Here is a 23,068-nt window from a genome sequence, read left to right on the forward strand (position 1 = left end):
TCGCGCTCAGCGCTTGCGCACGAACTCCGTGCGCAGAACCAAGCCCTTGATGGTGTCGTGGCGGCAGTCGATCTCGTCGGGGTTGTCCGTCAGGCGGATCGAGCGGATCACCGTGCCCTGCTTCAGGGTCGTGCTCGTGCCCTTGACCTTCAGGTCCTTGATCAGCGTCACCGCATCGCCGTCAGCAAGCGCATTGCCGGCCGCGTCGCGGACCACGACGGCGGCGGGAGCGGACGCCGCGCCGGGGGGCAGCCACTCGCCGGTGGCCTCGTCGTACACGTAGGATTCGTCGTCGCCGGTCACGTCTCGGGGCTCCCGCCGCGGCGTTCCTCGAAAGCGGGAACCATCTGTCAAGCGTCGCCGTTGTCGCGCCCCGCCCGGCGCCGGGCAAGCGCGGGACGCGCAGGGCAGCACCGCTTCAAGGCAGTGCCGCCCCGCGAAAGCCTTACCGCTTGAGCGGACCAGCCTCGATCACGTCCTCGACGGTCCGAAGACCGGCGCGGGGGGAGTTCACGAGGCAGGCCATGTTGCCCGGCGGGTGCTGGTTCTTCCACATCTTGGTGTGCGCCTGGGGGATCTTGTCCCAGGGGAAGACCTCGCTCATGCACGGGTCGATCCGGCGATCCAAAACGAACTGGTTCGCGGCCGAGGCCTGCTTGAGATGGGCGAAATGCGAGCCCTGGATGCGCTTCTGGCGCATCCACACGTAGCGGGCGTCGAAGGTGATGTTGAAGCCGGTCGTACCGGCGCAGAACACCACCATGCCGCCGCGCTTCACCACCAGCGCCGAGACCGGGAAGGTCGCCTCGCCGGGGTGCTCGAACACGATGTCGACGTCGTTCCCCTTGCCGGTGATGTCCCAGATCGCCTTGCCGAATTTTCTCGCCTCTTTCGTCCAGGCGTGAAACTCGGGGGAGTTCACCTTCGGCAGCTGGCCCCAGCAATCGAAGTCCTTGCGGTTGATGACGCCCTTGGCGCCCAAGCTCATCACGTAGTCGCGCTTCGACTCGTCCGAGATCACGGCGATGGCGTTGGCGCCCGAGGCCGCGCAGAGCTGCACGCCGAACACGCCGAGGCCGCCGGAGGCGCCCCAGATCAGCACGTTCTGGCCGGGCTTCACCGTGTGCGGAGCGTGGCCGAACAGCATCCGGTAGGCGGTGGCAAGGGTCAGCGTGTAGCAGGCGGCCTCTTCCCAGGTGAGGTGCTGCGGACGCTTCATCAGCTGGCGCGACTGCACCCGGCAGAACTGGGCGAAGGAGCCGTCCCCGGTCTCGTAACCCCAGATGCGCTGCGAGGGCGAGAACATCGGGTCGCCGCCGTTGCACTCCTCGTCGTCGCCGTCGTCGCGGTTGCAGTGGACGATGACCTCGTCACCGACCTTCCAGCGCTTGACCTTGGAGCCGACCTTCCAGACGATGCCCGACGCGTCGGAGCCGGCGATGTGGTACTCGCCCTTGTGCACGTCGAAGGGCGAGATCGGCTCGCCGAGGCCGGCCCAGACGCCGTTGTAGTTGACGCCGGCGGCCATGACGTAGACCAGCACCTCGTCGTCGCCGATGTCCCACACCGGCAGGACTTCGAGCTGGTGCGACTGCTCCGGCGGCCCGTGGCGCTCACGCCGGATCGCCCAGGCATACATCTTGGCCGGCACGTGACCGAGCGGGGGGATCTCCCCCATCTCGTAGAGGTCCTTGACCTCGCGACCCGCTTCCTGGATCGCAGCGCTCGCCGCCATCTCGATCTCCTCGCTGACGCGCGGTCTTATGCAGTGCCGCGGTTCTTCGACTTCCGCCTATAGCTGCGTTGCGAAGAGCCTCCAAGTGGGCCTAAAGTCGGAGAAAGCCGAGTTCTCACAGGCACGACGCCGCCGCGCAGAGCAGAGATCGACCGCATTCAAAATCCGTTTCTCGAATGGCCAAACATTATTCGGTCGGGACAGGCGTGGTGCCACATCAATTCAGTCGTGGCGGGGTGCCTCGTCGGACGCACAGAGGTGCTGCGCGGCATAACCCCGGTAGGGCCGCCACGCCTCGGCACGGGCGACGAGTTCGGCCGGGCTCGGGCGGCCGGCGCCCCGGTCGAGGGCGCGCAGCAGGCCGACATCGCCCACCGGCAGGGCGTCCGGCAGCTTGAGGGCGCGCAGGGCGATGTACTGCGCCGTCCAGGGGCCGATGCCCCGGATGGCGGTGAAGCGCATCACGGCCTCGTCCAGGCTCGCCGCCGGGGCGAACAGGCCCGGATCGGCGAGGAATGCCGCCGCGAGCGCCCGGATCGCCGCGCCCCGCGCCCGGGGCATGTTGAGGACGAGGGCGACGTCGGCCTCCACCAGATCCTCCGGCGCCGGGAACAGCCGTTCGAGCCCGGTCGAGGCCGGCACGGGCGCTCCGAACGCCTCCGCGAGGCGCCCGGCGAGGCGGCGCGCAGCGGACACCGACACCTGCTGGCCGAGGATCGCCCGGCACCCGGTCTCGAACGGATCCCAGGCGCCCGGCAGACGCAGGCCCGGCCGCGCCGCGACCAGGGGAGCGAGGTGCGGATCGCGGGAGAGGCAGGCGCAGATCGCGGCGGGGTCGGCCTCGCCATCGAACAGGCGGCGCAGGCGGGCCTCGACCTCCGGCCCATCGGACGGTGACAGGCCGGCGAGCGTCGCCACGAGCCCGTCGCCACCGGGCTCGACCGTCACGGTGCCGGCCCGGCCCCCGAGGCGGACCGTGCGGGCATAGGGACCGCCCGCGTCGGCGCTCTCGACGCCGGGGATCGCCCGCGCCGCGAGGAAGGCGCGGATGCCCGCCCAATCGTAGGGCTGCCGGACGGGGAGGGTGACGATCACGGGAGGGGCGCCTCCGAAACGAGAAAGGCGGCCCGGAGGCCGCCTTTCGTCAGACCCTCGCGTCGGCCTCAGCCGCGCGAGTTGATCGGCACGTAATCGCGCTTGTCCGGGCCGACATAGAGCTGGCGCGGACGGCCGATCTTCTGCTGCGGGTCCTCGATCATCTCGGCCCACTGGGCGATCCAGCCGACCGTGCGCGCCACGGCGAAGAGCACCGTGAACATGTCGGTCGGGAAGCCCATGGCCTTCAGGGTGATGCCTGAATAGAAATCGATGTTCGGGTAGAGCTTCTTCTCGATGAAGTACTCGTCCTTGAGGGCGATCTGCTCCAGTTGCACGGCGACTTCGAGCAGCGGATCGTCCTGGTGGCCGAGTTCCTTTAGGACCTCGTGCGTCACCTTCTGCATCAGGCGGGCGCGGGGGTCGTAGTTCTTGTAGACGCGGTGGCCGAAGCCCATCAGGCGGAACGGGTCGTTCTTGTCCTTGGCCTTGGCGACGTACTTGCCCACGTTCTCGGGCTTGCCGATCTCCATCAGCATCTTCAGCGCCGCCTCGTTGGCGCCGCCATGGGCCGGGCCCCACAGGCAGGCGATGCCGGCCGCGATGCAGGCGAAGGGGTTAGCGCCCGAGGAGCCGGCCAGACGCACCGTCGAGGTCGAGGCGTTCTGCTCGTGGTCGGCGTGCAGGATGAAGATCTTGTCCAGCGCCTTGGCGAAGACTGGGTTCACCTCGTAATCCTCGCACGGCACGGCATAGCACATGCGCAGGAAGTTCGAGGTGTAGTCGAGGTCGTTCTTCGGATAGACGAAGGGTTGGCCGATCGAATACTTGTAGGCCATCGCCGCCAGGGTCGGCATCTTGGCGATCATGCGGATCGACGCGATCAGCCGCTGGTTCTCGTCGGTGATGTCGGTCGAGTCGTGGTAGAAGGCCGAGAGGGCGCCGACGGAGGCGACCATCACCGCCATCGGGTGCGCGTCGCGGCGGAAGCCGGTGAAGAACCGGTTCATCTGGTCGTGCACCATGGTGTGGCGCGTGACGCGGTAATCGAAGTCGGCCTTCTGGGCCTCGGTCGGCAGGGTGCCGAACAGCATCAGGTAGCAGGTCTCGAGGAAGTCACCCTGCTCGGCCAATTGCTCGATCGGGTAGCCGCGATAGAGCAGCACGCCCTCGTCGCCGTCGATGTAGGTGATCTTCGATTCGCAGGAGGCCGTCGAGGTGAAGCCCGGATCGAAGGTGAAGGCCCCCGTCTGCGCGTAGAGCTTGCTGATATCGACGACGTCCGGCCCGATCGTACCGGATTTCACCGGCAGTTCGATCTGCTTTCCGTCCACGGTGATGGTGCTGGTGCCGCTCATGGGACGTGGACCCTTCTGGTGGGACGTGACGAGACCGGTTCCGCTCCCCCGAGGCGACCCCGGACTCGTGAGCGCACCGCACATTATTTTGCGGTTGCTCACAGAACCCCCGGTTAGCCGAACGGCAGTGCAGCGGCAACGGGCCGGGTGACAAAGCCTGCCGCCCGCAATGCGAAATCCGGGCCGAGTCAGGCCTGCGGGATCTGGTCCCCCAGGCGGGCGAGGCTCTCGGTCCGCCCCAGCACGGCCATCACGTCGAACAGGGGCGGGGAGGTGGTGCGGCCGGTGAGCGCCGCGCGTAGGGGCTGCGCCACCTGCCCGAGCTTGCAGCCGGCGGTCTCGGCGTACTGGCGCACCGCACCCTCGGTCGCCGCCGCGCTCCAATCGGGCAGGGCTTCCAGCGCCGGCAGCACCGCCGCGATGCGGGCGCGGCCCTCGTCCGACAGGAGGGCCTTCGCCTTCTCGTCGGGCACGAGGGGCCGGGCGGCGGTGAGATAATAGGCGCTGTCGAGGAGTTCGATCAGCGTCTTGGCGCGCTCCTTCAGCCCCGGCATGGCGAGCGTCAGCTTCTCCCGCAGGTCGTCGGGCAGGGGCACCGGGATGCCGCGCTCGGAGCCGACCTGGGGCAGGATCGCCTCGATGGCGGCCACCAGTTCGGCATCGCCGCTGTTGCGGATGTAGAGCCCGTTGAGGTTCGCGAGCTTCACGAAATCGAAACGCGAGGCCGAGCGGCCGACGGAGCCGAGATCGAAGGCCGCGACCATCTCCTCCGTCGAGAAGACCTCCTGGTCGCCGTGGCTCCAGCCGAGGCGGACGAGGTAGTTGCGCAGGGCCGAGGGCAGGTAGCCGAGGTCGCGATAGGCCTCGACGCCGAGCGCCCCGTGGCGCTTCGAGAGCTTGGCGCCGTCCGCCCCGTGGATCAGCGGGATATGCGCCATCTTCGGCACCTCCCATCCGATGGCCGAGAAGATCTGGCTCTGCCGGGCGGCGTTGGTGAGATGGTCGTCGCCGCGGATGATCTGCGTGACGCCCATGTCGTGGTCGTCCACCACCACGGCGAGCATGTAGGTCGGCGTCCCGTCCGAGCGGAGCAGCACGAGGTCGTCGAGGTCGCGATTCGCCCAGGTGACGCGGCCCTGCACCGCATCGTCCACGACGGTCTCGCCTTCGAGCGGCGCCCGCAGTCGGATGACCGGCTTCACGCCCTCCGGCGCCTCGGAGGGATCGCGGTCCCGCCAGCGCCCGTCGTAGCGCAGGGGTTTGCCCTCGGCGCGGGCCTGCTCGCGCATCTGGGTCAGCTCGTCCTGTGAGGCGTAGCAGCGGTAGGCGCGGCCGGCGGCGAGCAGATCGTCCACCACCTGCCGGTGGCGCTCGGCGCGGGCGAACTGGAACACCACGTCGCCGTCCCAATCGAGGCCGAGCCAGCGCAGCCCTTCGAGGATCGCGTCGATGGCCGCCTTGGTCGAGCGCTCCCGGTCGGTGTCCTCGATGCGCAGCAGCATCCGGCCGCCGTGGTGGCGGGCATAGAGCCAATTGAACAGGGCGGTGCGCGCCCCGCCGATATGGAGGAAGCCGGTGGGCGAGGGGGCAAAGCGCGTGACGACGGGAGACGACATCTTTTTTCGGACTGGCGAGGGAGCCGGCGGCGGCCGGGACCGGGATTGCGGGGGAAAGCGCGCCGACGCAAGTTCGATCCCTGCGTGTCGTCGCGTCGGCCTGTTCGCTGCCGGCGACAGGGCATTGCTCCGCCCGCCGGGTCAAGTGCCTGGGGCTGAGATCGCCCCATACCCCGCGCGACACTGTCGCCGGGCCCGGCCGCTACGCTAAGCATCGGCAGGGCGCCCGCGTCATCGTGGGCGACGGCGTGGACGGCTCTCGATGCAGCGGATCGGTGCGGGATTGGCGGCGGGGGCGAGCGCCCGCCTCCGCGCCCCGGACCTCGCGCTCGGCGCCCTGCACGGTCGCCTTCGGCACGCCCTCGCCCTGGAGGCCGGGCAGCGGCGGCTGTTCCCCTGGCTCGCCGTCGCCTTCGGGGCCGGCATCCTCGTGTTCTTCGCTTGCGCCGACGGGCGGCCCGTCCTGCCCGCGCCTCTGGCGGCCGGCACGGCCTGCCTCCTCCTCGCCACCCGGCTCGGCGCGCGGCCGGGGGCGATGGCCCTGGCGCTCGCCCTCGGTTTCGCCTCCCTCGGCTTCTTCGCCGCCGCGTGGCGGGTGGAGCGCGTCGCCGCGCCGGTCCTGACGCGGACCCTCGTCGGCCCGCTCACCGGGCTGATCGAGGCCCTGGACGAGCGGGAGGAGGGCGCACGGCTCATCGTCCGCGTCGAGAGCTTCGGCACCCTGCCGCCGGAGGCGCGGCCCCTTCGGGTCCGGGTCTCGTTCCGCAAGGCGCCGCCGCTCAAGCCGGGCGACACGGTGAGCGCCACGGCGCGGCTGCTGCCCCCGCCCGAGGCCGCGCGGCCGGGGGGCTACGACTTCGCCCGGGACGCGTATTTCCAGGGTATCGGCGCGGTGGGCTCGCTCTCCGGGGCGATCATTGTGCGGCCGACGCCGGACCTGCCGCCCGCGCTCCGGTTCGCCGCCGCCCTGGACGACGCCCGGAACGCCCTGACCCGGCGGATCGCTGACAGCTACGGCGGCCAGCCCGGCGCCGTCGCCGCCGCCCTCGTCACCGGCAAGCGCGGGCTGATCGGCCCCCAGGCCAACGATGCCTTGCGCGCGGCGGGCATCTACCACGTCGTCTCGATCTCCGGCCTGCACATGGTGCTGGCGGCGGGGGTCGTGTTCTGGCTCGTCCGGGCGCTCCTCGCCCTCGTGCCCCATTGCGCTCTGTTCTGGCCGATCAAGAAGATCGCGGCCGGCACCGCCATGGCGGGCGTCACCGCCTATTGCGCCTTCTCCGGCTGGGACATCGCCGCCGAGCGCAGCCTCGTGATGACGCTGATCATGCTGGGCGCGATCCTCGTGGACCGGCCCGCCCTCTCGATGCGCAACCTCGCGCTCGCCGCCCTGATCTGCCTCGCACGGGAGCCCGAGGCACTGCTCGGGCCGAGCTTCCAGATGTCCTTCGGCGCGGTGGCGGGACTCGTCGCCTGCGCCCGGCTCATCGACGGGCGGCTCTTCCTCACCCCCGGCGCGGGACGCCTCGGGCGGGCCCTGGGGCTCCTCGCCAAGGCCGTCGTCGGCACGCTCACCACGACCCTCGTCGCGCAAATCGCGACCGCCCCCTTCGCGACCTACCATTTCCAGACGGTGCAGCCCTTCGGCGTCCTCAGCAACGCGCTGACGTTGCCCCTGGTCTCGCTGGTGGTGATGCCCTGCGCCGTCCTCGGGACGCTCGCCTATCCCTTCGCCCTCGACCGGCCGGTCTGGTGGGTGATGGGCCAGGCGGTGGCGGGGATGCTCGCCATCTCGGACTGGATCGCCGGGTTCGGCCGCTCCGTCCTCGTGGTGCCGGCCTTCGGGACGGGGGCCCTGCTGCTGCTGGCGGCGGCGCTGCTCGTCGCGACCCTGCCGGCCTCGCCCCTGCGCCGCCTCGCCCTGCTGCCGGCCCTGGCGGGGCTCGCCTTCGCCGCCCTGCCGCAGCGGCAGGATCTCTACATCGACCGCCAGGGTGCGGGGGCGGCCCTGCGCGGGGCGGACGGACGCCTCGCGGTGCTCGGCAAGCCGCCGGCCTTCGTGCTGGAGCAATGGCTGAAGGCCGATGGCGATGGGCGCCGGGCCGGCGACCTCCTCGCCGCGCCCCCGCCGGGCCGCTGCGACCGCCTCGGCTGCACCGCCCGCCTGCCGGACGGGCGGGCCGTCGCCCTGGTGAAGGACAGGCGGGCCTTCCCCGAGGATTGCGCCCGCGCCACCGTCATCGTCAGCGCGTTGAGGGCACCGCCGGATTGCGCGGCGCCCCTCGTCATCGACCGGCACCGCCTCGCGGAAAGGGGCGCCGTCTCCTTGAGACTCGACGGCGCTGCCCTGGTCCCGACCTATGCCCATGAGGCGCAGCGCGCCCCACCCTGGCGGTCTGGTCGGGAGCCGGAGCCCCTGCCGGATCAGTAGCGGCGGACGAGGCTCACCAGCCGGCCCTGGATCCGCACTCGGTCGGGCCCGAGGACGCGGGTTTCGTAGGCCGGGTTCGCCGCTTCGAGGGCGATGGAGGAGCCGCGCCGACGCAGGCGCTTGAGGGTCGCCTCCTCGTCGTCGATCAGGGCAACGATGATGTCGCCGGTATTGGCGGTCTCCTGCTTGCGGATGACCACGAGGTCGCCGTCGAGGATGCCGGCCTCGACCATCGAGTCGCCGCGCACTTCGAGGGCGTAATGCTCGCCGCCGGCTAGGAAGTCCGGCGACATGGTGACGGTGTGGCTCTGGTTCTGGATCGCCGCGATGGGCGTGCCCGCCGCGATGCGACCCATGACCGGGATGGCGACGCCCCGGAACTCCTCGTAGGCCCGCGGCTGAGGCGCGGCGGCCGGCGGCAATTTGGCGAGGCCACCCTCGACCACGCTGGGAGTAAAGCGACGGGGCTCCGGCGCGGCGGCAGCGGCCGCCTCGGCGGCTTCCGCCCCGCGGCCCAGGGCGTCGGGGAGGCGAATCACCTCGATGGCCCGCGCGCGGTTCGGCAGGCGGCGGAGGAAGCCGCGCTCCTCCAGGGCGGTGATGAGGCGGTGGATGCCGGATTTCGACTTGAGATCCAGGGCGTCCTTCATCTCATCGAAGGACGGCGGCACGCCGCATTCCTGCATCCGCTGCTGGATGAAGCGCAGGAGGTCCAGCTGCTTGCGGGTGAGCATGGGTCGGGTCTCGCAAAGGGGCGCCGGGCGCAAAGAAACAAATCGCGAACACGTTAAGCGTTCCGCAAGTGTTCCGCAAGAGACAAGCTTGGCCTTAGGCGAGACGGGCGAGCGTTTCAGGTCTGCATGGTGGCGTAGATCGCCTGCGCCGCCCGGTCGAAGAAGCGGTTCGGCAGGATCGTGCCCGGCGGGACCTTCTTCGCCAGGGAGACCGCGAGCCATTCGTCCGCCACGGTCGGGATGCGCAGCGCCGCCCCGGCCGCGAGCATCGCGTCGGCCCGTTCGTCGCGGGCGCGGCAGACGATGACGGGCGCGGTGCCCTCGCTCGCCACGTAGCGCATCCCGACCACCACGCCGCGCCCCCGGATCAGGATCGTCGCGCGGTCCAGCCCGGTGCGGGGGAGCGACGCGGCCTCCTGGCGGTGGCGGCGATGGGCGTTGCGCACATGCGGATCGCCCTCTTGATCCTTGTGTTCCTTCTTCACCTCGCTCTTGCTCATCTTCATGTCGCGCAGGAACAGCCAGCGCTGGATCAGCACGTCCGCGAGGCCGGCGGCGAGGGAGATCCCGGCCGTGGTCTGCAGGAGGGACTTCGCGCTCGCCGCGACGAGGGAGCCGAGGCAGGGCACGCCGCAGGCCGGCAGGAGCGGGAGCGAGCGCACGGTCTCCAGGATGATCGTGAACAGGGCCGCGCCGAGGATCAGCGCCTTCAGCAGGCCCTTACCGAGTTCCACCAGGGCCTTCGCGGCGAACAGCCCGGCGAGACCCTTGATCGGGTTGAGCTTCGAGAATTTCGGCTTGAGTGGGTCGAGGGAGACGACCACGCCCTGCGTCGCGAGCACGCTGGCGAGGACGACCATCGCGAAGATCAAACCGAGCAGGGGCAGGAGGGTGATCGCCGCGAGGTCGGCGAGGTTCGCCGCGACCTGCGGAAGCGCCTCCGCGAAGGGCGCGTTCTGGAGGCGCAGGGCCTGCCGCATCGCGTCGCGCAGGCGTTCGGTCAGGCTCCCGGACTGGCCGGCGAGGACCATCGCGGCGGCGGTGAGGGTGAGGGCGCCCACAAGGTCGCGGCTCTTGGCGACCTGCCCCTTCTTGCGCGCGTCCTGAAGCTTCTTCCGGCTCGCGGGGTGGTTCTTCTCCTCGCTCGATGCGCCGCTCACCGCAGGAACTGCCCGAGCCGCGCGGCGAGCTCCCGCGTGGTCGCGACCTCGCCCCCGACGTAGTGGAACAGCGCATGGGCGTAGACGAGCAGGAACACCACCGACGCCGCGTTCTTCAGCATCCCCCCCTGCTCGCCGAGGTGGAGCGAGGGCGCGATCCGCCCGAGCAGCGCGACGGACAGTTCGAGCAACAGCATCAGCCCGATCACCGGCCCGCCGACGGTGAGCCCCACGCGCAGCACGTGGTCCACGACGCGGCCGACCTCGTCCACCGCGTCGCGTTCGGAGGCGAAGCCGGGCAGGGCACTGCCGACCGGCCAGAGGGTGTAGCTGCCGTAGAGGATGTCCACGACGAGGTTCATCCCGTCGGCGGCGACGAAGATCGTGATCGCCAGGAGGCCGAGGAGCAGGTTCGTCGCCGAAGCCTGCGACTTCGACGAGGGATCGCTCGGCCCCGCCGGGTTCGAGATGCCGCGCTGGGTGTCGATCAATTCGCCGACCGCCTGGATCGCCCAAAACGGCGCGCCCATCAGGTAGCCGATGACGAGCCCGACGAAGAGCTCCTTGAGCCCGATGAGGGTGAGGCTCGCGGCCGAGAGGTCGGCCGGCACAAGCCCCGCCGTGCCGAGGACCGGCAAGGCCAGGGCGAAGGCGAAGGCCATCCGCAGCAGGTTGCCCAGCTCCGCGCGGGTGAAGACCGGCAGGATCAGCATGAGGCCGACCGGCCGGCTCATCCCGATCGAGGCCACCGTCACCCAGCGTGCCGCCTCGATGCCGAGGTCTCCGAGGCCGTCCGGCATGGTCCGGCTCAGCCCCGCCGCGTCAGGGCGGGGAAATCGGTGAAGAGCTGCTTGGCGCTCTCGAACATCGGCGCCGCGAGGATGGGCGAGAACAGCACCAGCACCGCGATGACCACGAGCAGCTTCACCGTCTGCGGCATGGTCTGATCCTGGATCTGCGTCGCGGCCTGCAGGATGCCGACGATCAGCCCGGCCACCAGGGCCGCGCCGAGGGGCGGCAGCGCCAGAATCATGAACTGCAGGAGCGCGGCGCTCATCTGCGTCTCGATGTCGGCACCGTCCATGGGGCGCTTCCGGTCAGGGCTCGACCGCGTAGCTCAGCACGAGCCCGTGCATGAGCCGCGACCAGCCGTCGATGGCGATGAACAGGAACAGCTTGAACGGGGTCGAGATCGTGGTCGGCGTGACCGACGACATGCCCATCGCCATCAGGATCGTCGTCACCACGAGGTCGATGACGACGAAGGGCAGGTAGAGCAGGAAGCCGATCTCGAAGCCGCGCTTCAGTTCGGAGATGAGGAAGGACGGCACGAGGATGCGCAGATCCTCCGGGCCGACGCTCTCCCGCGCCGGTTCGGGCCAGACCCGGCGCGTCGCGTCGAGGAAGAACTGGCGCTGCTCCGGCGTCGTGAAGCGCATGAGGTGGTCGCGCACCGGGTCCGCCGCCCGGCGGCCCGCCTCCACCCAATCCGCGATGGTCTGGTAGGTGAGGTGCGGCTCGGAGGCGCGCGCGAACATCTTCTCGGCCACGGGGGAGGAGACGTAGACGGTGAGGATCAGCGCAGCGCCGTAGAGCACCATGTTCGGCGGAATCTGCTGCGTTCCGAGGGCGTTGCGCACGAGGAACAGCACCACCGCGATCTTCATGAAGGCCGTGGTCGTCACGATCACGAAGGTCAGGAGGCCGATCGCGACCGTGACGGCGACGAGGGACAGGATGCTCGGCTGGACTTCGCTCATGTCAGGCGTCCCGGCCCTGTCCGAACAGGCGCACGACCCGCACCCCGAGCCGCTCCCCGATGGTGACGATCTCGCCCCGCCCGATGCGTGAGCCGTTGACCACGAGGTCGACGGCCTCGTCCGTCGCGACGTCGAGATCGAGGATGTGGCCGGGGCCGACGTCCTTCAGTTCGGCGAGGGTCATCACCTGCCGCCCGAGCTCGAAGCTCAGCGTCAGGCCCACCGCGTCGAGGCCCGACCCGGCCGTCTCGGCCTCGTTCGTCGCGGCCTGCCCCGTGGCCTCGTTCATGCCGTCCGTCCCCCGTGCCATCGCGCCGGCCGGGATCGGCCGGAATGCGGTTCTCAGTTTCGCCCGCCGGGCGTCCGCCGCCGCCATCGCGGCATGGGTGGTGCCGAGGACGATGCGGATCGCCCGCCGCTTCGGATGCCAGAGGTCCGGCAGCACCACGTCGCCGGGGCTGAGCCCCGCGATCTGCCCCGCGCTCAGCCGCGTGACGCCGGCCTCCCAGGCGAGGGGCAGGCCGATCTCAGGCACCGGGACATCCCGCTTCGGCAGCCCCCGCAGCAGGGCAAGCGCCGCGTCCGTCGCCGCGCCGGAGGGCGGCAGCGCGAGGGAAGCCGTGAAGGCTGTGCCGTCCAGCGCCCCGTCGAGGCGCAACACCACCGCGCCGGGCCGGCGCGCGGCGGGGGCCACGGCCTCAATGCGGAGCGTCCTGCCGGCGATGCCCTCGGCGGCGTCGAGGAGCGGGGCGAGGGCGAGTTCGAGGAGGAAAAGGCCCGCCGGCCCCGGCGGCAGCGCGGGGAGGTCCGCCTGCACCGCCCGCGCGAGCCGGTCGAGGATCGCCCCCGGCAGGCACAGGGCCAGCGTGTCCGCCTCCGCGACGGCGAGGGTGATCTCGGTGTCCTCCGGCGACGGGGCGGGCTCGTCCGCGACTCCGGCGGGGGCGAGGCGCAGGGCCAGACCCTCGATGATCGCGGAGACTCCGTCGCGCGGCCGTGCGACCGCGTTGAGTACCGCGACCGCCGCCGGGTCGATCCGCGTGCGGGGCGCGTAGCGCCGGGGGGAGGGACCCGCGTTCATCGGCGCACGCGTGCGGCCCCGAGCCGGTCGAGGGTGTCGTCCTCGGCGGCGGCTTCCTCGGCCCGCTCCGCCGCCGCCCGGCGCGCCGACAGGATGCGGGTGCGCACACGCTCCCACCGTTTCGCCTCGCCCATCCGCGCAGCGTGGCGGGCGCGGGCCTGCGCGAGCACCGTGGTGGCGGCCTCGGCATCGGCCGCGCGCGCTCTCACCTGCGCATGAGCCTTCGCGACCTCCTCCGCCCATCCCGCGATCCGCAGGCGGGCCTCCACGAGGGCGGTCAAGCCGAGGGAGGCACCGTCGAGCTTGGCCCGAAGCACCCGCTCGTTCTCCAGGCGCTCGGCCTCGCGGGCCTCGGCCTCCCGGCCGGCGCGCAGGGTTTCCGCCTCCGCCATCTCCCGCGCGGCGATGCCCGCGCGGACGGCGCGGCGCGCCTCATCCTCCCGCCGGCTCCGCAGGGTCTGGAGCCGGGCCAGATCGACCGGCCTCACGCGACGAGACGCTGCATCCACGCGACGCTCTCCTGGAAGACGGTAGTTTCGTGCTCGCCCTGGCGCAGGAAGCCGCGCAGGTCGTCGATCCGGGCGATGGCCTTATCGGTGAGGGCGTCGGAGCCGGACTTGTATTCGCCGACCTGCACAAGGAATTCGGCCTCCTGGTAGCGGGCGAGCAATTGCCGGAACCGGCCGGCGGCCTTCACGTGCTCCGGCGAGGCCACCGCGCCCATCACGCGGGACCGGCTCACCAGCACGTCGACGGCGGGGTAGTGGTTCTGCGCGGCGAGGCTCGGCGAGAGCACGATATGCCCGTCGAGGATGCCCCGCGTCTCCTCCGCGATCGGGTCGCCCCCGCCGTCCCCTTCCACGAGGACGGTGTAGAAGGCGGTGATCGAGCCCGTCTCCCCGGGCCCCGCCCGCTCCATCAGCCCCGGCAGGCTGGCGAAGACGGAAGGCGGGAAGCCGCGCCGCGTCGGAGGCTCCCCCGCCGCCAGCCCGATCTCGCGCAGCGCCCGGGCGAAGCGCGTGACCGAATCCATCAGCAGGATGACGCGCCGGCCCTCGTCCCGGAAATGCTCGGCGATGGCGGTGGCGGCGTAGGCGGCCTGCATCCGCTCGATGGCCGACCGGTCGGAGGTCGCCACCACCAGGACGCTGCGGGCCATGCCCTCCGGCCCGAGATGGCGCTCCACGAATTCGCGCACCTCGCGCCCGCGCTCGCCGATCAGCGCCATCACGCAGATGTCGGCCTGCGCGCCCTTCACGATCTGCGCCATCAGCGAGGACTTGCCGCCGCCGGGCTCGCCGTAGATCCCGAGGCGCTGCCCGTCGCCCACGGTGAGCAGGCCGTCGATGACGCGCACGCCGAGGGGCATCGGCCGCGCGATGAGCTGCCGCTTGAGCGGGTTCGGCGCGGTGCCGCGCAGGGAGCGGGTCCGGCAGCCGGCCAGGGAGGCGCCGTCGTCGAGGGGCTTCCCCCGGCTGTCGAGGATGCGCCCGAGGAGGGCCTCCCCCACCGGAACCTCGACCATCCGGCCGGTCGGCACCACCTCCGTGCGGGCGGACAGGGACTCGATGGCCCCGATGGGGGTCAGGATCGCGGCCTCGTCGGTCAGGCCGACCACCTCGGCCTCCAGGCGGGTGCCGCCGGCGGGATCCTCCAGCCGGCACAATTCGCCGATGCGCACGCCCGGCACCACGGCCTGGATCACCGTGCCGATGGCCGAGACGATGCGCCCGCGCACCGGCCGCGTGTCGATGTCGGCAACGGCCGTGCGCAGGCGGGGCAGGGCCTCCGCGAGTCCGCCTCCGGTAGGGCCCGTCCCTCTCACGGCTGCGCCTCCGCCCGGAGGAGGCCGTCGCGCAGCGCGCGCAACTGCGCTTCGACGCCGAGTTCGACCCGGCCGACCGCGCTGCGCAAAGTGCATTCGCCGGGGGCGAGGCTCGGATCGGGCTCGATCCGCAGGGCGTGGCCACCGAGCCCTTCCAGGGCCTTGCGCACCGCATCGGCCTCGCCGGGGGCGAAGCGCAGCACCGCCTGGGCATCGGGGCGGAGCCGTTCCACCGCGTGGCCGACGACGCGGGCGATGCGATCCCCCGGATCGAACTCACCGAGGATGCGGGCGACGAGGTCGTGGACGAGGGTGGGCAGGTCCCGCTCCAGGGCCGCGATGTAGTCCGTCGCGCGGGTCGCGGTCTCGGCCAGGAGCCGTGCCGCCTCCTCGGCCCCCGCCGCGCGCCCCTCCGCATGACCGCGCGCCCGCTCCGCTTCGAGGAGATCGCGGGCCCATTCCCGCGTTTGCGTTGCATGCTGCCGCGCGGCGGCGAGTGCCGCCTCGGCCTCGCCCCAGATCGCCACCTCGGCGGCTTTCAGGATCGGGCCGTCGGGACGCAGGCGCGGGGGCGTCGGAGCTTCGTCAGACACCGGAGCCGGCCTCCGCATCCCCGGGCGGCGTGAAGGAGCACGCGACCGCCTCCATCACCGCCTCCGCGTCGATGGCCTCCGAGGGCTCCGCGACGGCCAACTCGGGGGGCAGCGCCAGGAGGATCGCGGCACGCAGCGGCGCCGCACGGGTGCGCAGCCACGCGCCGAGGCAGGCCGCGCCGTCGCGGAGGATCGCCCCCGCGAGGTCGCTGCCGTGGTCGCGTGCGGGCGCCTGCGCGCCGTGGCGCAGGCCGAGGGCATGCGCCTCCCGCCCGATGGCCGCCACGAGGGCCGCCACGTCCGGTCCCGTGAGAACGCTCCGGATCGCCCGTCCGTGCAGGACCGCACCCGCCCGGCGCACGGCCTCCGCAGGGTCGGCGAGGAGCCAGGCCGGCGCGTCCCTCGCGCCCACGGGGCCGGTCCCGAAACACGCATCGAGGCGCCCGCGCAACCGCGCGCAGGCGAGAAGGCGGACGATGGTGGCATCGCTCAGCCCCCCGTGGAGGGTGGTGCGCATCCGATCCGGATGGATCCGCATCGTCTCACCCGTTCGCATCGGCGATCAGACCCTGCACCGGGGGATCATTGAGACGCGGGGCCTCCGCACGACGGCGGCGGCGAAGGAACCAGAAAGCGCCGCCCGCGAGGGCGAGCAGGACCACCGCCCCCGCCGCCAGGGCGAGCCCAAGGACCGGATCGAGGCCCCCCACGGGGCGCTCCCGCAGGGGCGCCTCGCGATCCATCGGGGGCCGGTCCACGGGCACGAACACCACCGAGACCTTCTCGTAGTTCAGCCCCTCGATGCTGTTGGCCACCAGCATCTTGATCTGCGGCAGCAGCGCCTTCACGGGCACCGCTTGGTCGTAGCGGATGAAGACCGAGGCGGAGGAGGGCGTGGAATCCTGCTTCAGCAGGTCGTTCTTCGGCAGGACCACATGGATCCGCGCCGAGAGCACGCCGTCGATGCCGGAGACGGTCTTCGAGAGTTCCTGGCTGAGGGCGTAGATGTAGCGCGCCCGCTCCTCCGTGGGCGAGGCGACGAGGCCCCCACCCTTGAAGACTTCGCCCATGCTGGCGAAACTCGGCTGCGGGTATCCGGCCGCCTTCAGGATCTCGACCGCCTGGGCGAAGCGGGTCTGCTCCACCTGGACGGTGCTGGTTCCGTCCTTCACGCCGATGCGGGCGGCGTCGATCCCCCGGTCGAGGAGCAGCGCGACCATCTCGTTGGCCTCGCGCTCCGAGAGCTTGGTGTAGAGGTCGGTCTTGCAGGCGCCGAGCGCCAGCGCCAGCGCCACGAGCAGCGTGGCTCGGCGCAGGAGCCGGATTCGGCCGGAACCTATCGGTCGCGTCATCGCCATGCGCTCAACCGGAGGACAGCAGCTTGTTGAGCGAGCCGGTGAAGCTGCTCGTGGTCTTCGTGACGAGGGAGACCTGCACCACCTGGCCGCTCATCTGCCGAAGCTGGTCCATCATCCCCTCGAAGCTCGGCCCTCCGCCCTCGCCGGGCGGGCCGGGGAGGGCCGTGGCGGCGGCGCCCCGCTGCAGGGTGTCGAGCCGGTCGAGCACATTTTGGCCGAGGGAGAGGTCGTTGACGGGTGGCGACGCGCTCACCTCCGTCACGATGCGCGGGCGCAGCGACGCCTCCGCCGGGCCGTCGAGCCGGGCCGTCTGCGCGGGCAGGGACGCGGACGCCTCGGGGGGCGCCGGCCGGAAGGCCTCGAAAGCCTCCGCGCTGCTCGTTTGAGACGCGCCTCCGGGCGTTGGCATCGCCCCGCCGAGACCCGCCGCAATCGACTCGATCGCCATACCGCCGACACCACCCCTTCCGGGCGCCCAGGGAATCGTCGGCGGCCGGATATCGCCCCGGCCTAGGCCGCCAAACTGACGGCGACCTGACGACGACGTTCGCGCGGCGTCAGCGAAGCGTCATACTTCCCGCCTAACCGGATCGGCTTGCCGGGCACCGGGCCCGTAGCGGAGTCGTCGCAGGCATGTCACGGTTGGACCGGTTCGGTCGTCGTCTTGCCCTCTGCGCCGCCCTCTTAGTGAGCTCGGTGGCGAGCGGGTCCGGCGGCGTCGCGGCCCCGCTGACCCTGCCCGACATCCCCTACCGCTACACGGTGATCGATCAGGATCTCGCCGCCGCGCTCCAGGAGTTCGGCGCCAACCTCGGCCTCAAGGTCAGCATCAGCCCGGAGGTGAAGGGGCGGATCCAGGGGCGCATCCCCGACGGCACGCCGCAGGCGTTCCTCGACAGGCTCGCGGCCATCTACAACCTCGAATGGTATTACGACGGCGGCGTCCTGTTCATCACGTCGGCCAAGGAGAACCGGACGCAATTGCTGGTGCTGAACCCGATCGGGTTCGACGCCTTCGCCTCCGCCCTCGACGCCCTGCGGATCACCGATTCACGCTTTCCCCTGCGGACGACGCCGGGGAAGAACGTGGCGATGGTCTCGGGCCCGCCGCGCTTCGTCGCCCTGGTGGAGCAGACCCTGGCCGGTCTCGCCGCCGAGAAGCCGGACTGCCTGAAACCGTCGCTCCAGACCGCGACGCCGCGCATCCCGTCCCGCGCCACCGTCCTGACGGTCTATCGCGGCAGTGGAACGACATTCATCCGGGACGGCCGCCCCGAGTGAGCGGGGCCGATCGCCGTCAGGTTCTCGAAAGCTCGGCTTTCTAGCGTCCCGATCCGTGGCGATGCGGAGCACCGCCGCTGGGTGCCCGGGGCCAGAGCGGATGCGGCGCGCACAGCCCTTCCGACCCTCCGGACGCTCATCCTGAACCCGCCGGATGGCGCAAAACGCGCTCCGGCTTTCACGAGGAGCAACCGATGCCTGGCGCGATCGGGGACCAAGCAGGCGCCGCCGCGGGCGGGGCGATCGGTGGCACCGCAGGTGGGGCTGACGACGGGGCGAAGGCCAAAGCCTTCGAGAAGGCCCTCAGCCAGTTTGCCTTGCAGATCGTCGAAACCGACATGGATGAGATGAATCGAGCAATGCAAGAAACGGAGGAAGACTTTCAATAGTCGTCCGATCTTTTAGAGATACAGGACGCCAACAATGCCCTATCTATATTCCTTACTGTCACCATACACTCCATTCAACTCAAACAAGGAGCCAACAATGACAATGTTGCCAACCAACACCACAGGCGGCGCGACACTCGATCCAATGATCAACGGCACGAGCGCCCAGGCGAACGGCGCGGAAGGCGGCGATTCGTTTCAGCAGAACCTCGCTCAGCTTCAGCAGGTCAGTGAAGAGCAACAGCGCAAGCAGATGGCGATGCGCATGCTCTCGGCCAAGCTCGGCTCCGAGCAGAACGCCGCGAAGGAAAAGCCGTCTCAGTAAGGGGCTCGCGTGGGGCGTCGCGGCGCCCCACGCCCCGCCTGACCGTCAGAAAATCCGCGAGACTTCGTGAGTGAGCCGTGGCACGCGCAACCGAACCCACATCACCCGACGCCTCTCCGGCGTCGCACATGGTCGAGATCGGAAGCGGCCTCTATCGGGGCGTCGTCCATGATCTCGGCGAGGGCCGGCACGTCATCGGCAGCGGCGATGAGTCCGATCTCGTTCTCCGCGAACCCGACTTCGCGCCCCGGCATGCGGCCCTCGTCATCCGTGCGGGGACCGCTCAAGTGGAGGCGCTCGCCGAAGGGGTATCGGTCGGCGGCATAGGGCCGGTCCCACCGGCCTCGGCTGTCACCATCCGTCTGCCCGCCACCATCACGATCGCTGGGATCGAGACGGTGTGGCGGGAGCGGATACCGGAACGGGACTCCCCGGGAGGCAGCGAGCGCCTGCGTCGGCTGTCCCTGCGCTCGGCGATGCCGGGGCTCGCCGCCGCGGTGCTGCTTTCCGTCGCCGTCGTGATGACGATGCCGAGCCCGATCGCCGATGCGGCGGTGCCCGTCACCGCCTCGGTGGCGAACCCCGTCCAGCCAGCTTTTCCCGTCGTGTTGGACAGAGCCGTGACGGGATCGCTGCCGAAGCCGGTCGCGACACGTAACCAGGCCGCCCTCGGCGTTGCGATCTCCGATCTGCGGCGGCAGGTTGAGGAAGCAGGGCTCTATTCCGTGCGCATTGAGGCTGGAAACGGCACCGTCACGGCGATCGGCTCGGTGGAGCCCGCCCTCGCGACCCGGTGGGAGGCCCTTCAACGCGCCTTCGACGAGCGCGTCCTCGGCGAGATCACACTGGTGAACAGCGTTGCGGTCAGGGCCGAAAAACTGCCAGCCTCCCTTGGCATCGAGGGGGTCTGGCAGGGCGCGCAACCCTACGTCGTCCTGCGTGGCCAGCGCTATTTCGTCGGCGCGGTGGTCGAAGGCGGCTGGGCGATCCGGACCATCGAGCGGGACCGGGTCATGCTCGAGCGCGATGGCCGGCTCGTGGCCATGCGCTTCTGAGCGGAAGGCCCGGTTCGGTCCCCGACAGCGAGAAACCCCGATGGCCCGATTACCGCGCCGCTCCGCCGACACACCGATGCCGGTCCCGCTCGGACATCCGATCCAGGATCGTCCGGCCGCCCCCTTCGATCCCGACGCCTCCCGGGCCGACCCGCGGAACGAACTCGTTCCCCTCGACACCGCCGTGGAGGCGATGCTGGGTGCAAGGGGTGTCGATCCGGTAACGCGGATCCGTCTCGCCGCGGCGCGGCAGGCCATCGGCGAGCCCGAGACGGGGAAGGATGCGGACGGGCGGGGAAGCGTCCCCCTCACGCGCACGCTTTTCCATTTCGTCATGCCGCGCCTGCGCCATCCCGAGGTGCTGCGAACCGACCGGCACCGGACCTTGCTCGAAGGGCTCGCGGACGGACTCGCGGTGGGGGCGGATGACGGCATCACACGGGCTGGGGCGCAGGTCATTCACCGGGAACTGCATCGCCTCACCCTCCTGCGCACGGCCCGCAACGCGCTGGTTCAGGGCTAGGCCGATGTCCGTCGTACCGCTCGACCGCCGGGACCTCGCCCCCCTGGCGCGAACCGACCCTGCCCATGCCCTGATCGCCCGCGAGCAGCGCGACCTGCTCTGCGCCATGGCCTATGTTGCCCTCGGCGTGGGGGATGCGGAGCAGGCCGTCACCCTGCTGAGCCTCGTCCTGCGCGAGATGCCCGACGACACCGAGGTGCTGCGCCTCCTCGCCTATGCCCTGGTCGGAGCCGGGAGCGGCGGACAGGCCCTCGCCGCCCTCGATCGGGTGGCCTTCCTCGAACCCGGCCCCGCCCCGGCGCCCCTCGTTCTGCTGCGGAGCCAAGCCCTGCGCCTCACCGGGCGCCTCGATCAGGGACGGGAGATGTTCCGGAACTTCGTCGCCCTGCGCCGGGCGGAGGAGAGCGGCCGGTGATCGCCTCTGCCAAAAGACTCCTCAACCGGCTGCCCGTCAGCCCCGACATCGCCGTCGCGATGGTGCTGCTGCTCGCCATCGCGATGATGGTTCTGCCGGTGCCGCATGCGGTGGTGGATATCCTCATCGCGTTCAATCTCGGCTTCGCCGTGCTGATGCTGATGGTGGCGCTCTACGTGCTGAGCCCCCTCGATTTCTCATCGCTGCCCGGCATCATCCTGATTTCGACGGTGTTCCGGCTCTCCCTGACCATCACCACCGCCCGGCTGATTCTCGCGGAGGGGGATGCGGGCGAGATCATCCGCACGTTCGGCGAGTTCGTCATTTCGGGAAACCTGATCGTCGGCCTTGTCGTCTTCCTGATCATCACGCTGGTACAGTTCATGGTGATCTCGAAGGGCGCCGAGCGCGTGGCCGAGGTTGGCGCCCGCTTCACGCTCGATGCGCTGCCGGGCAAGCAGATGGCCATCGACGCGGAGTTACGGAACGGCGACATCGACCAAGCGCAGGCCCGCGCCCGCCGGGGAATCCTCGAGCGGGAGAGCCAGCTCTACGGCGCCATGGACGGCGCCATGAAGTTCGTGAAGGGCGATTCCATCGCGGGGCTGGTGGTGATCGCCATCAACATGGTCGGCGGGCTCGCCATCGGCACACTCACGCGCGGCATGCCGGTGACGGAAGCCCTCCATGAATACACCCTGCTCTCCATCGGCGACGCGCTGATCGCCCAGATCCCCGCTCTGCTGCTGTCGCTCACCGCTGGCACGATCGTCACGCGCGTGACCGGCGGGCGGGACATCGCCCTCGGTCGCGACATCGCGGATCAGCTCATCTCCGATCCCCGGGCGCTGCGCCTCGCGGCGGCGGTGCTGCTCGGCATGGCGGCCGTGCCCGGCTTTCCCACACCGGTCTTCCTGATCCTTGCGTGCCTGTTCGCGGCAGCGAGCGTCTGGCTCACGCCCAAGAAGGATTCGGTCGCCGAAGACGAGATCGTCGAAGAGCCTGCGCGCGTGGCGAAACCCGCACTGCCGGCCGAAGTGGCTCCCGTCATGATGCACCTCGCGCCCGGCCTCAGCGACGAGATCGGCGCAGCGGTTCTGATCCGGGCCATCGCACGGCTGCGTGCGGCGGCCTCGACCGATCTGGGCGTGGCGATCCCCGAGGTGGGGTTCACCTTCGACCCCGCCCTGGCCGAGGGCGACTTTCGCATCAATGTCGAGGGCGTCCCCGTGGAGAGCGGCCACATCGTCACCGGACAGTTGCTGCTCGCCGACGATTTCGCCAACCTCGAACTGTCTGGCATCCCTCACACCAGGGAGGCGGGCGCCGAGGGGCCGGTCTGGATCGAGGCAGCCCACCGGGCGAGCCTCGATGAGGCCGGCATCGGCTATCTCGATGCCGGGGGGGTCGTCGGCACGCGCCTGCGCGGCGTCCTCGTCCGCTGCACCGGCCGGTTCGTCGGCATTCAGGAGACCCGCACGCTCCTCGCCAAGATGGAGACGGGCTATGGCGACCTCGTGAAGGAGGTTTTGCGCTCCGTCCCGGTCCCGCGCATCGCGGACGTGATCCGCCGTCTGGTGGAAGAGGGGATACCTGTTCGCAACACCCGGTTGCTGCTCGAAGCCCTCGCCGAGTGGGGCGAGCGCGAGGCCAACCCGCTTCTCCTGGCGGAATACGTGCGCACCGGGTTGAAACGGCAGATTTGCTACCGGCACGCGAATGCACACAAGGTGGTGGCGGCCTATGTCTTCGAGCGCGAGGCCGAGGAGACGATCCGTTCCGCCGTGCGCGACACCGCCGTCGGCCCCTATCTCGTGCTCGAAGACCACGCCTCCGAAGCGTTGCTGTCGCAGATGCGGGCGTTCCAGGAGAAGGCCGCCCACCGCACCGGTGAGACCGACATCGGGCGTCCCGTTGTGCTGGCGGCCCTCGATCTCCGCCGCTTCGTGCGCGGGTTCCTCTCCCGCAACGGCATCGACATTCCAGTCCTGTCGTACCAGGACCTTGCCGATGAGTTCTCCGTACGTCCGGGAGTTCGATCAGCCTCGTGCAGCCGGGACGGCACGAGGCGCTCGCGGCCGGTTGAGGCCGCGCGCCGTCAGCTCAACTGGGTCATGCTCAGGGCGAGGGCCGCGGCGAGGGCGGCAACCTGCGCCTCCGGCTTCGGCATGGCTGCGACCGAGCCCGCGAGCAAGGGAAAGGCGCCGCCATTCCGCGTCGACATGGCGGCCGCGACCTTCGCTGCAAGAACCACCGCCTTGGGAATCTGGATCGGCGCCTCGTCCTCGCTCTCCAGCACGTAGCCGGTGCCGCGCACGGTCCGAACCTTCGCCG

At 70.7% G+C, this 23,068-nt stretch carries 25 protein-coding genes; 8 read left to right on the plus strand and 17 right to left on the minus strand.

Translation table 11 applies throughout. The annotated features are described in order from the left end of the window. Positions 1 to 6 precede the first annotated feature (6 nt). The 5 genes from MKK52_RS18870 to gltX form a co-directional block, all read right to left on the minus strand. Positions 7 to 303, minus strand: coding sequence for an alkylphosphonate utilization protein (locus tag MKK52_RS18870; protein WP_243956372.1), 297 nt, complete (start codon positions 301 to 303; stop codon positions 7 to 9). A gap of 142 nt (positions 304 to 445) precedes the next feature. Continuing rightward, complete coding sequence (gene ccrA / locus MKK52_RS18875; RefSeq protein WP_243956373.1) at positions 446 to 1,735, minus strand: crotonyl-CoA carboxylase/reductase; 1,290 nt, start codon at positions 1,733 to 1,735, stop codon at positions 446 to 448. 222 nt (positions 1,736 to 1,957) lie between these two features. After that, complete coding sequence (locus tag MKK52_RS18880; RefSeq protein ID WP_243956374.1) at positions 1,958 to 2,830, minus strand: DNA-3-methyladenine glycosylase family protein; 873 nt, start codon at positions 2,828 to 2,830, stop codon at positions 1,958 to 1,960. A gap of 68 nt (positions 2,831 to 2,898) precedes the next feature. Then, positions 2,899 to 4,188 (minus strand): citrate synthase, encoded by a 1,290-nt coding sequence (gene gltA / locus MKK52_RS18885; protein ID WP_243956376.1) that lies wholly within the window; start codon positions 4,186 to 4,188, stop codon positions 2,899 to 2,901. 188 nt (positions 4,189 to 4,376) lie between these two features. Further along, entirely contained in the window at positions 4,377 to 5,804 is a 1,428-nt protein-coding gene (gltX, locus tag MKK52_RS18890) for a glutamate--tRNA ligase (RefSeq protein ID WP_243956378.1), read from the minus strand. Positions 5,805 to 6,066: 262 nt separating this feature from the next. On the opposite strand from gltX, the gene MKK52_RS18895 reads away from it, so the two are divergent. Then, entirely contained in the window at positions 6,067 to 8,235 is a 2,169-nt protein-coding gene (locus MKK52_RS18895) for a ComEC/Rec2 family competence protein (protein ID WP_243956380.1), read from the plus strand. Here the strand turns inward: MKK52_RS18895 and lexA are convergent. From lexA to MKK52_RS18955, 12 genes are all read right to left on the minus strand, one after another. Continuing rightward, positions 8,229 to 8,969, minus strand: a complete 741-nt coding sequence (gene lexA / locus MKK52_RS18900; protein ID WP_243956382.1) for a transcriptional repressor LexA — start codon at positions 8,967 to 8,969, stop codon at positions 8,229 to 8,231. The genes MKK52_RS18895 and lexA overlap by 7 nt on opposite strands. Positions 8,970 to 9,085: 116 nt before the next feature. Continuing rightward, positions 9,086 to 10,129, minus strand: coding sequence for an EscU/YscU/HrcU family type III secretion system export apparatus switch protein (locus MKK52_RS18905; RefSeq protein WP_243956384.1), 1,044 nt, complete (start codon positions 10,127 to 10,129; stop codon positions 9,086 to 9,088). Then, complete coding sequence (gene sctT, locus MKK52_RS18910) at positions 10,126 to 10,929, minus strand: type III secretion system export apparatus subunit SctT (protein WP_243956386.1); 804 nt, start codon at positions 10,927 to 10,929, stop codon at positions 10,126 to 10,128. Before sctT ends, MKK52_RS18905 begins: the two co-directional genes overlap by 4 nt. An 8-nt stretch (positions 10,930 to 10,937) precedes the next feature. Further along, positions 10,938 to 11,213, minus strand: coding sequence for an EscS/YscS/HrcS family type III secretion system export apparatus protein (locus MKK52_RS18915; RefSeq protein WP_243956388.1), 276 nt, complete (start codon positions 11,211 to 11,213; stop codon positions 10,938 to 10,940). A gap of 13 nt (positions 11,214 to 11,226) precedes the next feature. After that, positions 11,227 to 11,889 carry a type III secretion system export apparatus subunit SctR gene (gene sctR, locus MKK52_RS18920; protein ID WP_243956390.1) on the minus strand — a complete coding sequence of 221 codons (663 nt, stop codon included), beginning with the start codon at positions 11,887 to 11,889 and terminating at the stop codon, positions 11,227 to 11,229. Position 11,890: 1 nt separating this feature from the next. Continuing rightward, positions 11,891 to 12,970 carry a type III secretion system cytoplasmic ring protein SctQ gene (sctQ, locus tag MKK52_RS18925; protein ID WP_243956396.1) on the minus strand — a complete coding sequence of 360 codons (1,080 nt, stop codon included), beginning with the start codon at positions 12,968 to 12,970 and terminating at the stop codon, positions 11,891 to 11,893. Then, positions 12,967 to 13,479 carry a hypothetical protein gene (locus MKK52_RS18930; protein WP_243956398.1) on the minus strand — a complete coding sequence of 171 codons (513 nt, stop codon included), beginning with the start codon at positions 13,477 to 13,479 and terminating at the stop codon, positions 12,967 to 12,969. The genes sctQ and MKK52_RS18930 overlap by 4 nt, the downstream gene beginning before the upstream one ends. Further along, positions 13,455 to 14,795 (minus strand): type III secretion system ATPase SctN, encoded by a 1,341-nt coding sequence (gene sctN, locus MKK52_RS18935; RefSeq protein ID WP_313898763.1) that lies wholly within the window; start codon positions 14,793 to 14,795, stop codon positions 13,455 to 13,457. Before sctN ends, MKK52_RS18930 begins: the two co-directional genes overlap by 25 nt. Beyond that, the gene (gene sctL, locus MKK52_RS18940; RefSeq protein WP_243956400.1) at positions 14,792 to 15,388 is read right to left on the minus strand and encodes a type III secretion system stator protein SctL; all 597 of its coding nucleotides are present in this window, start codon (positions 15,386 to 15,388) and stop codon (positions 14,792 to 14,794) included. The genes sctN and sctL overlap by 4 nt, the downstream gene beginning before the upstream one ends. After that, positions 15,381 to 15,905 carry a hypothetical protein gene (locus MKK52_RS18945; protein ID WP_243956402.1) on the minus strand — a complete coding sequence of 175 codons (525 nt, stop codon included), beginning with the start codon at positions 15,903 to 15,905 and terminating at the stop codon, positions 15,381 to 15,383. The genes sctL and MKK52_RS18945 overlap by 8 nt, the downstream gene beginning before the upstream one ends. Positions 15,906 to 15,930: 25 nt before the next feature. Beyond that, complete coding sequence (gene sctJ / locus MKK52_RS18950; protein WP_243956403.1) at positions 15,931 to 16,740, minus strand: type III secretion system inner membrane ring lipoprotein SctJ; 810 nt, start codon at positions 16,738 to 16,740, stop codon at positions 15,931 to 15,933. A gap of 10 nt (positions 16,741 to 16,750) precedes the next feature. Further along, positions 16,751 to 17,155, minus strand: coding sequence for a nodulation protein NolB (locus tag MKK52_RS18955; RefSeq protein ID WP_243956404.1), 405 nt, complete (start codon positions 17,153 to 17,155; stop codon positions 16,751 to 16,753). Positions 17,156 to 17,442: 287 nt separating this feature from the next. On the opposite strand from MKK52_RS18955, the gene MKK52_RS18960 reads away from it, so the two are divergent. From MKK52_RS18960 to sctV, 7 genes are all read left to right on the plus strand, one after another. Further along, positions 17,443 to 18,027 carry a nodulation protein NolW gene (locus MKK52_RS18960; RefSeq protein ID WP_243956405.1) on the plus strand — a complete coding sequence of 195 codons (585 nt, stop codon included), beginning with the start codon at positions 17,443 to 17,445 and terminating at the stop codon, positions 18,025 to 18,027. Positions 18,028 to 18,221: 194 nt separating this feature from the next. Then, a complete protein-coding gene (locus MKK52_RS18965) occupies positions 18,222 to 18,416 on the plus strand; it encodes a hypothetical protein (protein ID WP_243956407.1) in 195 nt (64 codons plus the stop codon). 103 nt (positions 18,417 to 18,519) lie between these two features. Further along, the gene (locus MKK52_RS18970) at positions 18,520 to 18,741 is read left to right on the plus strand and encodes a hypothetical protein (RefSeq protein WP_243956408.1); all 222 of its coding nucleotides are present in this window, start codon (positions 18,520 to 18,522) and stop codon (positions 18,739 to 18,741) included. Positions 18,742 to 18,869: 128 nt separating this feature from the next. Beyond that, the gene (locus MKK52_RS18975) at positions 18,870 to 19,796 is read left to right on the plus strand and encodes an EscD/YscD/HrpQ family type III secretion system periplasmic domain-containing protein (RefSeq protein ID WP_243956409.1); all 927 of its coding nucleotides are present in this window, start codon (positions 18,870 to 18,872) and stop codon (positions 19,794 to 19,796) included. A gap of 76 nt (positions 19,797 to 19,872) precedes the next feature. Continuing rightward, entirely contained in the window at positions 19,873 to 20,319 is a 447-nt protein-coding gene (locus MKK52_RS18980) for a hypothetical protein (protein ID WP_243956410.1), read from the plus strand. Between the two features lie 4 nt (positions 20,320 to 20,323). Continuing rightward, positions 20,324 to 20,734, plus strand: coding sequence for a tetratricopeptide repeat protein (locus MKK52_RS18985; RefSeq protein ID WP_243956411.1), 411 nt, complete (start codon positions 20,324 to 20,326; stop codon positions 20,732 to 20,734). Beyond that, the gene (sctV, locus tag MKK52_RS18990) at positions 20,731 to 23,037 is read left to right on the plus strand and encodes a type III secretion system export apparatus subunit SctV (RefSeq protein ID WP_243956412.1); all 2,307 of its coding nucleotides are present in this window, start codon (positions 20,731 to 20,733) and stop codon (positions 23,035 to 23,037) included. The genes MKK52_RS18985 and sctV overlap by 4 nt, the downstream gene beginning before the upstream one ends. Positions 23,038 to 23,068: the final 31 nt, after the last annotated feature.

Source organism: Methylobacterium sp. J-067 (genome assembly GCF_022829465.1).
Classification (GTDB): Bacteria; Pseudomonadota; Alphaproteobacteria; order Rhizobiales; family Beijerinckiaceae; genus Methylobacterium; species Methylobacterium litchii.